Genomic DNA, 13,629 nt, shown 5'->3' with positions numbered 1-13,629 from the left:
GCCCTGAGACATCTTTCCTGGAGAACTGTTTGATGAAGTTGCGTTCTATCGCGGTCGCCGTGGCCGCCCTGGCCCTCACCGGCACTGCAATGGCCCAGGACGTCTCGTCCGAGAAGGGCAAGCTGAGCTACTACTTCGGATACGACTACGGCAACAACCTGGCCGAGCTCACCGGCCGCGGCGAACAGCTGGACATCGCCTCGGTGGTGAAGGGCCTGCAGGACGCGTACGCGAAGAAGCAGCCGGCGATCACCGCCGAGCAGCTGAAGCCGGCCGTCGAAGCGTTCCAGAAGCGCGAGCAGGGCCGTGCCGCGGCGGCCAAGGCCGAGTACGAGAAGGTGGCCGCGGAAAACAAGACCCGCAGCGACCAGTTCATGGCCGCCAACAAGGCCAAGGCCGGCGTGCAGACCCTGCCCAGCGGCGTCCAGTACCGCGTGATCGAGACCGGCAACGGCGCCAAGCCGACCCAGGCCAGCACCGTGCAGCTGCAGGTCGCCGGTCCGTTCCCCTACGGCCAGCGCCCGGAGAACGTGCAGGCCCACGACGTGCCGGCGCTGAAGCTGAGCGACGTGGAGATGCAGGCCATGCGCGAAGCGCTGCTGCAGATGCCGGCCGGCTCCAAGTGGGAAATCTCGCTGTCGCCGGACAAGGCCTTCGGTGCCGATCCGCGTACCGGCTTCCCGCCGAACGTGGCCGTCCAGTACGAAGTCAAGCTGGTCAGCGTCAAGTAACCACTGCCCGCAGTGGGCAGGACGAATGCGCCGGCGGCCAGTACGCCGGCGCATTTTTCATTGGGCTTCCCGGCGTTGCCTGCGCCGGGCATCCGCGCGCGGCGACACGCCGCGATGACGGCCGCGCCGCGGTGGCTGTCGCGCGGTACGCCCCGGTGCCCGCGTTCGCGCTAGGCTTGCAGGATGTCGCACTCGATGGATGCCACGCGCCGTGCCGTTTCCAGTCCCTGCATCGGAATCTGCTCGCTGGACCCGGCCGGCCACTGCCGTGGCTGCCTGCGCACGCGCGCGGAGATCGCCGGCTGGATGGGCATGAGCGAACACCAGCGCCGGCAGCTGATGCAGGACGTGCTGCCGCTGCGCGCGCGCGCTGCCGGTTCGCTGGCGGCGGCGCTGCCCGGGCACGAACGGCTGCTGCGCGCGTTGAACCCGCTGGCCGCCGCGCCTGCCGGCAAAGGCTGGAACCACGACGAGCTGGCCGACCTGCTGCCCCCGGGTCCCCCGGCCGAGGCCGCGGTGCTGGCCGGGCTGGTGCCGCGGCCGCAGGGCGTGCAGGTACTGCTGACCCGCCGTACCGAGACCCTGCGCAACCACGGCGGCCAGGTCGGCTTTCCCGGCGGCCGCATCGAACCGGGCGACCGCAACCCGGTGGCGGCGGCGCTGCGCGAGAGCAGCGAGGAGATCGCGCTGCCGCATGAGCGGGTGCAGGCGCTGGGCTACCTGGATCCGTTCGTCACCATCTCCAGTTTCCGGGTGACCCCGGTGGTGGCGGTGATCGACCCGGCGTTCGTGCCGGTGCCGCAGCCTGCGGAAGTGGCCGAAGTGTTCGAAGTGCCGCTGGATTTCCTGATGGACCCGGGCAACCTGCGCCAGGTCGAGATCGACCACCGCGGCCGCGTCCGCCACGTGCTCGAGTACACCTGGCCGGGGCAGCGCATCTGGGGCGCCACCGCGGCCATCCTCTACAACCTGCGTCGCCGACTGGAGCAGACCCCATGAATGCCATCGCCCCGCCATGGACCACGCTGGTGGACGTCGCTTCGCTTGCCGCCGCCCTTGCCGCGCAAGCCCCGCGCCTGCTCGACGCCCGTGCCACCGCCAGCACCGCGCTGCGGCTGGTGGACGCGCGCTTCTCGCTGGCCGACCCGCAGTCCGGCGCCGCGCAGTATGCGGCGGGGCACCTGCCGGGCGCGGTGTATGCCGATCTCAACCGCGACCTGTCCGACCTGTCGCGGCAGGGCCACGGCCGTCACCCGCTGCCGGAAAGTGATGCCTTCGCCGCCACCGTGGGGCGCTGGGGCATCGGCCCGGATACCCAAGTGGTGGTCTACGACGCCGGCGACGGCAGCATGGCCGCGGCGCGGCTGTGGTGGCTGCTGCGGTTGATCGGCCACCGCCGGGTCGCGGTGCTCGATGGTGGGCTGGCGGCCTGGCAGGCCGCCGCGCAGCCGCTGTCGACCGCCCCGGCGGAGGTGCCGGCGTTGCCGCCGTATCCCGGGCGCTTCGACCTGTCACAGGTTGCCGCTGCCGACGAAATCGCCGCGCGCCTGTCGCAGGCGCCGGGCTGGCTGATCGACGCCCGTGCCGGCGAACGCTACCGCGGTGAGGTCGAGCCGCTGGACCGGGTCGCCGGGCACGTGCCGGGCGCGCGCAACCGCCCGTTCGCGCTCAACCTGCGCGATGGCCGCTTCCGCCCGGCGGCGGAGCTGCGCGCCGAACTGGAACCGTTGCTGGGCACCTATGCGCCGGGCGAGGCGGTGATGATGTGCGGCTCCGGCGTCACCGCCTGTCACCTGCTGCTGGCCTTCGAGGTCGCCGGCCTGGGCGGGGCGCGGGTGTTCGCCGATTCGTGGAGTGGCTGGTCATCCGATCCCTCGCGCCCGGTGGCGCGCGCGTAGCAGCGGCCTGGGCGGCGAACGTGCCCGCCGGCGACGGCGTGCGTGGCGGTGCCTGCGCCCTTGCGGATTCCGGCGCGACCGCCGCGGCCAGCCAATGAGCGGCTGTCCGCCGGCACCCACGGCAGTGCAGGTCTGCCCGGCCCGCCCACTGGCGTCCACGGCAACGGCGTCCGCCGCGACGGGGCCTGCCCGGAATGGCGCTCCACCGCAGCGCCTGCCGCCATCGCCGGCGCCCGATGCATCCGCCCGGTCGCGGCTGAAGCCGCGCCTACGCGGCTGCCGGCAGGCGTTGCAGCGTGATCGCCGCCAGCACCGGGTCCCACGGGAACCGCGGCCCCGGATCGCGCTTGCGTGGCACCGTGCGCGCCGGGTCGTCGCTGGCCGCCACCTGCTCGGTGTCGAGATCCTCGTGGCCGGCGATCCAGCGCAATGCCGGCAGTCGCTGCGGCAGCCAGCGCAGCAGCGCCACCAGGGCGTCGATCTGGGCCTGCGGGTACGCCTCGTCCATCGCCTGGTGGCGCGAGTCCAGCCAGTGCGGGTAGCGGCCGCTGTTGACCAGTTCGATGCCGAGCGCGCGCGGGTTGATGCCGCGCACGTGGTGGGCGCTGCGTTCCGGCGCGACGTACTGGTGGATGCTGCCGTCGCGGTCGATATAGTAGTGGCCGCTGTTGCCGGTGCCGCTGGCGTACAGCACGCGTTCGCCGTACGCGCGTGCCATCGCCAGGTCCGGCAGTTCGGTGCAGTGGATCACCACCAGGTCGATCGCGCCCGGTTCACGCAGCGCCAGCAGCGGCTCGTAGGGCAGGGGATCGATATGGATCGCGGGCATGGCGTGCATTGGCCGATGCTAGCATTGCCGCCCCGTCATGCTTCCTCCCACGGTGCCCCATGAGTCGCGGCCACTGCATCCTGTCCCATGGCTTCGAGAGCGGTCCCGACGCGACCAAGGTCACCGCGCTGGCCGAGGTGGCGCAGCGCCTGGGCTGGACCCATGAGCGCCCGGACTACACCGACCTCGATGCCCGCCGCGAGATCAGCGAAGTGGGCGACGTGCCGGGGCGCCTGCAGCGCCTGATCCGCCTGGCCGGCGAGGCCGCCGCGCGCGGCCCGGTGGTGCTGGCCGGGTCCAGCCTTGGCGCCTACATCTCCGCCATCGCCTCGCTGCAGGTGCCGGTGCGCGGGCTGTTCCTGATGGTGCCGCCGACCCGGATGGGGCCGATGCCGGCGCTGGACGCGGCACCGGTGCCGACCAGCGTGGTCCATGCCTGGGGCGACGAACTGATCCCGCCGGGCGCGGTGATCGCCTGGGCACAGGCCCGCGCCGCGCGGCTGCTGCTGGTCGACGACGGCCACCGCCTGGAACACCACGTCGAGGCTTCGGCACGCGAATTCGAAGCCCTGCTGCAGGCCTTGTAACGGCTGCCGATCCCGTGGATGCGGGGCTTGCCCCGCATGTGGCTTTACCGGGGAAGCTTCATGCGCGGCAAGCCCCGCATCTACATGGGCCCCGTACAATGGCGCCCCCGGCCCATTGCCGTTCCCCCGTGATGCCCCCCGTGAAATTCTTCGTTTCCTGCGCCAAGGGCCTGGAGTACCTCCTGGCCGACGAACTGCTGGCGCTCGGCCTGCCCCGCGCCACCGCGACCATCGCCGGGGTCAATGCCGAAGGGGAACTGCGCGACGCCCAGCGCGTGGTGCTGTGGTCGCGCCTGGCCAGCCGCGTGCTGTGGCCGCTGGCCGAGTTCGACTGCCCGGACGAGGGTTCGCTGTACCAGGGCGTGCTGGCGATGCCGTGGGAAACGCATCTGGACGCCGAATTGACCCTGGCGGTCGATGCGCATGTCTCCGGTGACGCCATCACCCACGCGCGTTTCGCCGCGCAGCGGATCAAGGACGCCGTGGTGGACCGGCTGCGCGGGCAGGGACTGGAGCGGCCGTCGGTGAACGTCGAGTTGCCGGACGTGCGCATCAACCTGTCGCTGCGCAAGGGCCGGGCCACGATCTCCATCGACCTCGGCGGCGGTTCGCTGCACCGGCGCGGCTGGCGCCTGGCGCAGAACGATGCACCGCTCAAGGAAAACCTGGCCGCCGCGGTGCTGCTGCGCGCCGGCTGGCCGAAGATCCACGCCGAAGGCGGCGGCCTGCTCGACCCGATGTGCGGCGGCGGTACGCTGCTGATCGAAGGCGCGCTGATGGCCGCCGACGTCGCGCCCGGGCTGCAGCGTTATGCGGATCCCTCCGCAACGGCCCGGCCATCCATGGCCGGACTTTCCACCAGGCCGCCGAGCCGCTGGCGCGGTTTCGACCAGGTGCAGTGGTGCGAACTGGTCGCCGAGGCGCGCGAGCGCGAGCGCGTCGGCCGCGCCGCGTTGAAACAGGTCATCCACGGCAGCGACCTCGACCCGCAGGCGATCCGTGCGGCCAGGCAGAACGCCGAGGAGGCCGGTGTCGGCCAGGCCATCTGGTTCGGCGTGCGCGACGTGGCCGACCTGCAGGTGCCGCCGCAGGAAACCGGCTGCGTGGTCTGCAACCCGCCCTATGACGAACGCCTGGCCGCCGACGCCGCGCTGTACCGCCGCCTGGGCGAGGCGCTCAAGCGCACGGTGCCGCAGTGGCGCGCCAGCCTGCTGTGCGGCAACGCCGAGCTGGCCTTCGCCACCGGCCTGCGCGCGCGCAGGACCTACCAGCTGTTCAACGGCGCCATCGAGTGCACGCTGATCGTCTGCGACCCCATCGCGGTGGCCGGGCGCGCGGACGACGGCCAGCCACGGGAACTCAGCGAGGGCGCGCAGATGGTGGCCAACCGCCTGCGCAAAAACCTGAAGAAGTTCAAGAGCTGGCGTGCGCGCGAGAACGTGAGCTGCTTCCGTGCCTACGACGCCGACCTGCCGGAGTACGCGGCGGCCATCGACGTCTACCAGGAGGACGGCGGCAAGCGCCGCATCTTCCTGCACGTGCAGGAGTACGCCGCGCCGGCCACCATCCCCGACGCCGACGTGCGCCGCCGCCGCAACGAGCTGCTGGCCGCGGCGCGCGAGGTGTTCGAGGTGCCGGCCGAGCAGGTGGCGCTGAAATCGCGCGAGCGCGGCAAGGGCGGCAGCAAGTACGGCCGCTTCGAGCAGCGCGGCGAGTTCATCCTGGTGCGCGAGAACGAGACGCTGCTGCGGGTGAACCTGTTCGACTACCTGGATACCGGCCTGTTCCTCGACCACCGCCCGCTGCGCCGGCACATGGCCGCGCAGGCGCGCGGCAAGCGTTTCCTCAACCTGTTCTGCTACACCGGCGTGGCCAGCGTGGAAGCGGCGGTGGCCGGCGCGGCCGCGACCACCAGCGTCGACCTGTCCGGTACCTACCTGCAGTGGTGCGCCGACAACCTGGCCCTGAACGGCATGGGCGGCAGCCGCCACCAGCTGGTGCAGGCCGATGCGATCCAGTGGCTGGAGGCCGAGCAGGGCCAGTACGACGTGATTTTCTGCGACCCGCCGACCTTCTCCAACTCCGCGCGCGCCGAGGACTTCGACGTGCAGCGCGAGCAGCTGCGCCTGCTGCGCGCGGCGGTCGCGCGGCTGGCGCCGGGCGGCGTGCTGTACTTCTCCAACAACTTCCGCCGCTTCAAACTCGAAGAGAACGCCATCGCCGGGTTCGCGCGCTGCCGCGAGATCAGCGCCAGGACCATCGGTCCGGATTTCGAACGCAACGCGCGGATCCACCGCGCGTGGGAGCTGCAGCGGCTGGAGTGACGCACGCGCCGGCATCGCCAGCCGGCAACATGCCAAAGCCACTTTCTGCATGAAGCAGATGCAGGGCTTCTGTCATCGGCGGGAAACGCGCGGCGCCGACCATGCGCGCCGCGGGTCGGCATTGCCGGCCCGGTCCCCTGCCTACCGGAGTCCGAAGTGAAGCGTTGCCTGTTGACGATGGCCGTTGGCGCCGTCCTGTTTCCCCTTGCCTGCACCGACGCGCGCGCCGCCACCGCTACCGCCGCTGGCGCCGACGCGGCCGCCCAGCCGACCACCCTGGACGCGATGATCGTCACCGGCACGCGTGGTTCCAACCGCACCCAGTTCGACACGCTGGCACCGGTGGACGTGTTCTCGCAGGAGGAAATCCAGGCCGTCGAGTCCACCGACCTGTCCGACGTGCTGGCGCAGCTGGTGCCGTCGTTCGTGGTGCAGCGCCTGCCGATGGCCGATGGCCAGGTGTTCGTGCGCCCGGCCACGTTGCGTGGCCTGTCGCCGGACCAGACCCTGGTGCTGGTCAACGGCCGCCGCTTCCATCGCTCGGCGCTGCTCGGCTCGCGCGGTGCGCAGGGGCCGGATCTTTCGCAGATCCCGACCAGCGCGATCAAGCGCATCGAGGTGCTGCGCGACGGTGCCTCGGCACAGTACGGCTCCGATGCCATCGCCGGCGTCATCAACATCATCCTCGACGACAGCATCGGCAGCGAGTTCACCTTGGGCGCGTCCGAGTACGCCGAGGGCGACGGCAGAGCCCGCCGCTTCGGTGCCCGCACCGGCGTCGGCTTGGGGCAGGCCGGCGTGCTGTCGCTGTTCCTCGACTACGACACCGCCGATGCCACCTCGCGCAGCCGCCAGCGCCCCGACGCGATCGCCTTCCAGAACGCGCACCCCGAGCTGCAGGTGCCCGATCCGGTGCAGCGCTGGGGCCAGCCCGACCTGGAAAACCGGCGGCTGGGCTTCAACCTGAAACTGCCGTTCGGGCAGACCGCCGAGGCCTACGCCCATGGCCTGTACAACAGCGGCGAGGGGGTCAGCGATTTCAACTGGCGCAATCCCGACGGCACCGCCTCGGTGTACAGGCCGACCGCGGTGTTCCCCGGCTGGGACGTGCGCAGCCTGTACCCGACCGGCTTTTCGCCCAAGTACGGCAGCGACTACGACGACCTGCAGCTGGTGGCCGGCGTGCGCGGCCAGTTCACCCCCGACCTGAGCTGGGACGTCAGCGGCACCTATAGCCGCAACCGCATCGAGTACACCCTGGACGAGTCGATCAACGCCTCGCTGGGCCCGGCCAGCCCGACCGCGTTCTACCTGGGGCGGCTGTCGCAGGTGGAGAAGAACCTCAACGCCGATTTCGTCTACGCACTGCCGCTGGCGGCGCTGCCGGCACCGCTGAACATCGCCTTCGGCGCGGAGTTCCGCGAGGAAACCTACGGCGTGGATGCCGGCGACCCGGCGTCGTACGCGATCGGCCCGGGCGCGGCGGCCGGGCTGGCCGGCAACTCCAACGGCGCGCCGGGCTTCGGCCCGGACAACGCCGGACGCTGGAGCCAGCGCAGCCATGCCGCCTACGTGGACGTGGAGGCGCCGGTGAGCGCGCGCTGGAATGTCGGCGCGGCCGCGCGCTACGAGCGCTTCTCCAGTTTCGGCGGCACCCTCGACGGCAAGCTCTCCAGCCGCTTCGAGATCACCCCGGCATTCGCGCTGCGCGGCTCGGTGTCCACCGGCTTCCGCGCACCCACCCCGGGCCAGCTGTACACCACCAGCACCGTGCAGGGGCTGGACACGGTGACGCTGCAGGTCTTCACCTCGGGCCGGCTGTCGCCGAACGATCCGTTGGCGCGCCTGCTGGGCGCCCGCGCGCTCAAGCCGGAACAGTCGCGCACCGCGTCCCTGGGCCTGGCCTGGCGCAACGAGGCCGGCCTGTCCGGCTCGGTGGACCTGTACGACATCAAGGTCACCGACCGTTTCAGCCAGTCGGCGTCGTTCCAGATCCCGGCCGGGGTGCCCAACCCGATGGGCTACACCTCGGTCAGCTACTTCACCAATGACTTCGATACCACCACGCGCGGCGTGGACCTGGTGGGCAGCTGGGTGGGCGACGCCGGCCCGGGCCGGCTCAACCTGACGCTGGGCTGGAACTACAACCGCACGCAGGTGGACAAGGGCGCGACCAGCGTCGCCACCAGCCAGACCCAGCGGGTGATCTTCGAGGAACGGCTGCCGCGGCAGAAGGGCACTTTCAGCGCCAACTACGACATCGGCAACTGGACCGTGCTGGGCAAGCTGCGCCATTACGGCGCCTGGACCGATGCCACCGGCAATGCCACCGGCGACATCTTCCAGCGCTTCGGCGACATGCAGTTCTTCGACCTGGCGGTGGCCTACCGCTTCAATGCGGGCAACAGCCTGCGCATCGGTGCCGACAACCTGTTCGACCGCTACCCGGACGAGGCGGTGTTCCAGGCCAGCCGCGGCCTGGTGTACTCGCGCAATGCGCCGTACGACACCGACGGGCGCCACGTGTATGCCGAGTACCGGGTGGCGTTCTGAGCATGGACGGCGCACGACGACGCCTGCTGCGCGGTGCCGCGCTGATGCCATTGGCCGCGGGCGCGCCGGCGATGGCGACGGCTGCCGCGCCGGCGCTGCCGGAGCCGCCGGCGGGGGTGTCGCCGGCGCAGCTGGCCGGCGATGAAACCTACTGGGCGGCGGTGGCGGCCCAGTACGACCTCGGCGACGAAGTGGTCATGCTCGACAACGGCTACTGGGGGGCGATGGCGCGGCCGGTGCTGCAGGCGTACGCGCAGGCCACCGTCGAGGTGAACCGCGGCAATGCCTGGTTCGGGCGGGTCGCGTTTCCGCAGCGCATGCGCGCGGTGCAGCGGCAGCTGGCCGACTTCCTCGGCGTGGGCGAGGACGAGGTGGTGCTCACCCGCGGCGCGACCGAAGCGCTGCAGGCGCTGATCGGCGGCTACAACCGGCTGCGCCCGGGCGACCAGGTGCTGTATGCGGACATCGACTACGACAGCACCATCACCGCGATGCAGTGGCTGCGCGCGCGGCGCGGGGTCGAGCCGGTGGCGATCGCCCTGCCCGAGCCCTGCGGCCATGCGCAGGTGCTGGAGGCCTATACGCAGGCGCTGCAGCGCAACCCGCGCCTGAAACTGATGCTGCTGACCCAGGTGAACCACCGCAACGGCATGCTGCTGCCGGTGGCCGAGATCGCGGCCATGGCCCGCGCCCGCGGCGTGGACGTGATCGTCGATGCGGCCCATGCCATCGGCCAGGTCGAGACCCGCATCGACGGCCTGGGCGCGGACTTCGTCGGCATCAACCTGCACAAGTGGATCGGCGCGCCGGTCGGCGTGGGCGCGATGTACGTGCGCCGCGGACGGGTGGCCGACATCGACCCGTACATGGGCGATCGGGATCGCGGCATCGCCAGCCGCGTGCATACCGGCACCGCCAATTTCGCCGCGTTCCTGGCGCTGCCGGCGGCGCTGGCGTTCCACCAGCGCATCGGCACCGCAGCCAAGCGCGCGCGCCTGTTGCGCCTGCGCGACCAGTGGCGCGACGCGGCACGCGCGCTGCCGGGGCTGCAGCTGCTGGGGTCGGACGAGCCGCGGTTTAGCAGCGCGATCGCCTCGTTCCGGCTGGCGGGGCAGGTCACGCTGCAGCAGAACATCGGCGTGGCCCGGCGCCTGCTCGAGGAGCACGGGGTGTTCACCGTGCACCGCGACGGCCTGGCGCACGGCGCCTGCGTGCGGGTCACGCCGGGCATCTTCACCTCGCCGGCGCAGATCGACCGGCTGGTGGCGGGGCTGCGCAGGCTTGCCGGCGCCGCCTGACGGCATGCATGGGGATGCGGGACGGCCGTGGGGCGGGGACAGGGCCCCACGGCCGCGCGGCGTTCATGCCGGCTGCAGCACGATGCAGTCCACCGGGCAGGGCGGGAGGCACAGTTCGCAGCCGGTACACAGGTCGGCCAGCACGGTGTGCATGAACTTGGCGCCGCCGACGATGGCATCCACCGGACAGGCCTGGATGCACTTGGTGCAGCCGATGCAGTCGGCCTCGACGATCACCGCGACCTGTGCCGGCGTGTGCGTGCCGCGGCTGCGGTCGTAGGGCCGCGCCGGCACGCCCAGGATGTGCGCCAGCGTGCGGGCGCCGGCGTCGCCGCCGGGCGGGCAGTGGTCGATGCCGGCTTCGCCGCGCGCCATCGCCGCGGCATACGGGCGGCAGCCGTCGTAGCCGCACTGCCCGCACTGGGTCTGCGGCAGCACCCGGTCCAGGCGTTCGATCAGGTTGTCGTGGGTGTCGTGCATGGGGATCAGGAAACCGGCCTGCCGCGGTACCAGCGTTCGTGCGCCAGGGCCAGCATCGGCCTGTCCTCGCGGCTGTCGCCATAGGCGTGGATGCGCTGGAACGCGCCCAGGTCGAACCGCCGGCGGATATGCGCGACCTTGCGTGGCCCGCAGTCGCCATCGGCGTAGCGGCCGGTGAGGCGGTTGTCCTGCACTTCGAGCCGGTTGCAGATCAGCTGCAGGCCCAGCTGGTCGCACCACGACTGCAGGTACAGGTCGATCGAGGCCGAGACCACCGCCACCGTGTGGCCCTGCGCCCGGTGCCACTGGATCTGCTCCAGCATCTCCGCGCGGACCATGCCGGGCAGGTGGTCGCGGGCATAGTCGCTGGCCATCTGCGCGATCTCGCCGGCGTGGCGGCCGCTGAACACCTGCGCGGTGACGCGGCGGCGGATGCGCGTGGCCGAAATCAGCTTCAGTCGATAGGCCAGCAGCCACGGCCCGACCCGCCACCATGCCTGCGCGCGCTGCTCGGGCGTGGCCACGCGGCGCAGGAACCGGCTGTAGGTGTCGCAGACGGTGATGGTGTGGTCGAAATCGAACAGGGCCAGTTCCATGGTTCCAGTGCCGATGCGGGGCGTTCTCTGGCAAAGGGGACGCGACGCGGCCGGGGAAATGGCAGGCGCGGAGCGTGGCCCCGGGCCCGCATGCGCAGGCCCGCGCGACCGCCGGCCGTACCGCGGCCGGGGTCAGCGTACCGGCATGCCCGGCTGCGCGCCGGCATCGGCGTCGAGCAGGGCCAGCGCGCCGCCGTCGAAGCCGGCCGACAGGATCATGCCTTCGCTGAGGCCGAAACGCATCTTGCGCGGCGCCAGGTTGGCGATGAACACCACGTTGCGGCCCACCAGCGTTTCCGGCTCGCCGTAGCTGCCGCGGATGCCGGAGAAGATCTGCCGCTGGCCGAGGTCGCCGGCGTCGAGCAGGAAGCGCAGCAGCTTGTCCGAGCCCTCGACGAAGCCGCACTCGAGCACCTTGCCGATGCGCAGGTCGAGCTTGGCGAAGTCGTCGATGCCGATGTACGCGGGCGCGTCGCCGTCGGCCTTGGGCTCGGTCTTCGCTTCCACCTTGGCGGGCTTTTCGGCCTTGGCCGGCTTGGCCTCGGCGGCGGGCGGGGAGGTCAGGGTGTCCCTGGAGGCGTCGGTCATGGCGTCGATCATCTTGGGGTCGATACGGGTGAACAGCGCCACGTAGGGCGCGATGGTGTGGGCGGTGAGCGGGGCGGCGATGTCGGCCCAACCGTGCATCGGCGCATTGAGGAAGCCCTCGGCCTGCAGCGCGGTGGCCGGCAGCACCGGCTTGAGCGCGGCCACCAGCACGCGGAACAGGTTCAGGCCCTGGGTGCAGACCGCCTGCAGTTCGGCCTCGGCGCCTGACCGGCCGTTATCAAGCTCCTTGGCGATCACCCACGGCTTGGCGTCGTCGATGTACTTGTTGGCCTCGTCGGCCAGCGCCATGGTCAGGCGGATCGCGGCGGCCGGGTCGTTGCGCTCGTAGGCCTCGCGCACCGGCGCCAGCGCGGCGACGAAGCGGTCGTACTGGGCCGGGTCCGGCAGTGCGTCGGCCAGGCGCCCGTCGAAACGCTTGGAGATGAAGCCGGCGCAGCGGCTGGCCAGGTTGACGAACTTGCCGACCAGGTCGGCATTCACGCGGGCGCTGAAGTCGGCCAGGTTCAGGTCCAGGTCGTCGACGCCGCCGGAGGACTTGGCGGCGAAGTAGTAGCGCAGCGCTTCCGGCGCCAGGCCCACGTCCAGGTAGGTGCGGGCCATGACGAAGGTACCGCGCGACTTGCTCATCTTGGCGCCGTCCACGGTCAGGTAGCCGTTGACGTGCAGCCGGGTCGGCGCGCGCAGGCCGGCGCCATGCAGTACCGACGGCCAGAACAGGCCGTGGAAGTTGACGATGTCCTTGCCGATGAAGTGGTGCAGTTCGGTGCTGCTGTCGGCGGCCAGCACCGCGTCGAAGTCGTCGCCGGTCTTCGCGCACAGGTTGCGGAAGCTGGACAGGTAGCCGATCGGCGCGTCCAGCCACACGTAGAAGTACTTGCCCGGTGCGCCCGGGATCTCGAAGCCGAAGTAGGGGGCGTCGCGGGAGATGTCCCAGGCGCGCAGCCCGCCCTCGGCGTCCAGCCACTCGGCCAGCTTGGCCTTCACCCCCGGCAGGGCGACGTCGCCGGCCAGCCAGTCGCGCAGGAAGTCCTGGAAGCGGCCGACCTCGAAGAAGTAATGCTCCGAATCGCGGATCTCGGGCGTCGCGCCGGACACCACCGACTTCGGGTCGATCAGGTCGGTCGGGCCATAGGTGGCGCCGCAGACCTCGCAGTTGTCGCCGTACTGGTCCGGCGACTTGCACTTCGGGCAGGTGCCCTTGATGTAGCGGTCGGGCAGGAACATGCCCTTGGCCGGGTCGTAGAACTGCGCCACCGAGCGGCGGCTGATATGGCCGGCGGCGTCGAGCCGCTGGTACAGCGCCTCGGTCAGCTCGCGGTTGGCGGCCGAGTTGGTCGAGTCGTAGTGGTCGAACTCGACCCCGAAGGCAAGGAAATCGCGCTCGTGGCTGGCCTGGATGTTGGCGATGAAGGTTTCCGGGCTGACCCCGGCCTTCTCCGCGGCCAGCATGATCGGCGTGCCGTGGGTGTCGTCGGCGCAGACGTACCAGACCTTGCCGCCCATCAGCCGGCGCGCGCGCACCCAGATGTCGGCCTGGATGTAGCCGACCAGGTGGCCCAGGTGCAGCGGGCCGTTGGCATAGGGCAGGGCATTGGTGACGAGCGCGGTACGGGTCATGGCCGTTGGCAGGAACAGAGGGGACCGCCGATTATCGCATGCCGCGCCGCGGCGACCGGTAAACCCGCCCCGTACGCGCGAAACCCGGCCTGGGCCGGGTTTCGCGG

Annotated in this window: 11 protein-coding genes; 7 read left to right on the top strand and 4 right to left on the bottom strand. The window is 71.3% G+C overall.

Annotated features, from left to right (window positions below; genetic code table 11):
- Positions 1 to 32: 32 nt before the first annotated feature.
- The 3 genes from ACJ7VY_RS10890 to ACJ7VY_RS10880 all read left to right on the top strand — a co-directional run bounded on the left by ACJ7VY_RS10890 (position 33) and on the right by ACJ7VY_RS10880 (position 2,629).
- The gene (locus ACJ7VY_RS10890) at positions 33 to 731 is read left to right on the top strand and encodes an FKBP-type peptidyl-prolyl cis-trans isomerase N-terminal domain-containing protein (RefSeq protein ID WP_104939166.1); all 699 of its coding nucleotides are present in this window, start codon (positions 33 to 35) and stop codon (positions 729 to 731) included.
- A 195-nt stretch (positions 732 to 926) separates the two neighbouring features.
- On the top strand, positions 927 to 1,730 hold the full coding sequence (locus ACJ7VY_RS10885; RefSeq protein ID WP_161613555.1) for a CoA pyrophosphatase: 804 nt from the start codon (positions 927 to 929) through the stop codon (positions 1,728 to 1,730).
- The gene (locus ACJ7VY_RS10880; protein ID WP_409475612.1) at positions 1,727 to 2,629 is read left to right on the top strand and encodes a sulfurtransferase; all 903 of its coding nucleotides are present in this window, start codon (positions 1,727 to 1,729) and stop codon (positions 2,627 to 2,629) included. The genes ACJ7VY_RS10885 and ACJ7VY_RS10880 overlap by 4 nt, the downstream gene beginning before the upstream one ends.
- A gap of 268 nt (positions 2,630 to 2,897) precedes the next feature.
- On the opposite strand, the gene ACJ7VY_RS10875 is transcribed toward ACJ7VY_RS10880, so the two are convergent.
- Positions 2,898 to 3,458, bottom strand: a complete 561-nt coding sequence (locus ACJ7VY_RS10875; protein ID WP_104940223.1) for an N-acetylmuramoyl-L-alanine amidase — start codon at positions 3,456 to 3,458, stop codon at positions 2,898 to 2,900.
- A gap of 59 nt (positions 3,459 to 3,517) precedes the next feature.
- Here ACJ7VY_RS10875 and ACJ7VY_RS10870 point away from each other — a divergent pair, with 59 nt between their 5' ends.
- The 4 genes from ACJ7VY_RS10870 to ACJ7VY_RS10855 all read left to right on the top strand — a co-directional run bounded on the left by ACJ7VY_RS10870 (position 3,518) and on the right by ACJ7VY_RS10855 (position 10,220).
- Positions 3,518 to 4,045, top strand: a complete 528-nt coding sequence (locus tag ACJ7VY_RS10870) for a hypothetical protein (RefSeq protein WP_161613557.1) — start codon at positions 3,518 to 3,520, stop codon at positions 4,043 to 4,045.
- Positions 4,046 to 4,185: 140 nt separating this feature from the next.
- The gene (rlmKL, locus tag ACJ7VY_RS10865) at positions 4,186 to 6,369 is read left to right on the top strand and encodes a bifunctional 23S rRNA (guanine(2069)-N(7))-methyltransferase RlmK/23S rRNA (guanine(2445)-N(2))-methyltransferase RlmL (RefSeq protein ID WP_313231341.1); all 2,184 of its coding nucleotides are present in this window, start codon (positions 4,186 to 4,188) and stop codon (positions 6,367 to 6,369) included.
- A 177-nt stretch (positions 6,370 to 6,546) separates the two neighbouring features.
- Positions 6,547 to 8,922: a TonB-dependent receptor plug domain-containing protein gene (locus tag ACJ7VY_RS10860; RefSeq protein ID WP_409476805.1), complete on the top strand. Its 2,376-nt coding sequence runs from the start codon at positions 6,547 to 6,549 to the stop codon at positions 8,920 to 8,922.
- Positions 8,923 to 8,924: 2 nt separating this feature from the next.
- Positions 8,925 to 10,220 carry an aminotransferase class V-fold PLP-dependent enzyme gene (locus ACJ7VY_RS10855; protein ID WP_409475611.1) on the top strand — a complete coding sequence of 432 codons (1,296 nt, stop codon included), beginning with the start codon at positions 8,925 to 8,927 and terminating at the stop codon, positions 10,218 to 10,220.
- Between the two features lie 63 nt (positions 10,221 to 10,283).
- On the opposite strand, the gene rnfB is transcribed toward ACJ7VY_RS10855, so the two are convergent.
- The 3 genes from rnfB to metG all read right to left on the bottom strand — a co-directional run bounded on the left by rnfB (position 10,284) and on the right by metG (position 13,522).
- Positions 10,284 to 10,700 carry an Rnf electron transport complex subunit RnfB gene (rnfB, locus tag ACJ7VY_RS10850; RefSeq protein WP_409475610.1) on the bottom strand — a complete coding sequence of 139 codons (417 nt, stop codon included), beginning with the start codon at positions 10,698 to 10,700 and terminating at the stop codon, positions 10,284 to 10,286.
- 5 nt (positions 10,701 to 10,705) lie between these two features.
- Positions 10,706 to 11,296 (bottom strand): HAD family hydrolase, encoded by a 591-nt coding sequence (locus ACJ7VY_RS10845; RefSeq protein WP_104939159.1) that lies wholly within the window; start codon positions 11,294 to 11,296, stop codon positions 10,706 to 10,708.
- Positions 11,297 to 11,428: 132 nt separating this feature from the next.
- The gene (metG, locus tag ACJ7VY_RS10840; RefSeq protein ID WP_409475609.1) at positions 11,429 to 13,522 is read right to left on the bottom strand and encodes a methionine--tRNA ligase; all 2,094 of its coding nucleotides are present in this window, start codon (positions 13,520 to 13,522) and stop codon (positions 11,429 to 11,431) included.
- Positions 13,523 to 13,629: the final 107 nt, after the last annotated feature.

This window comes from Stenotrophomonas sp. Y-13 (genome assembly GCF_046267925.1).
Lineage (GTDB): Bacteria > Pseudomonadota > Gammaproteobacteria > Xanthomonadales > Xanthomonadaceae > Stenotrophomonas > Stenotrophomonas acidaminiphila_A.
This window is presented reverse-complemented; position numbering and strand designations above follow the sequence as displayed.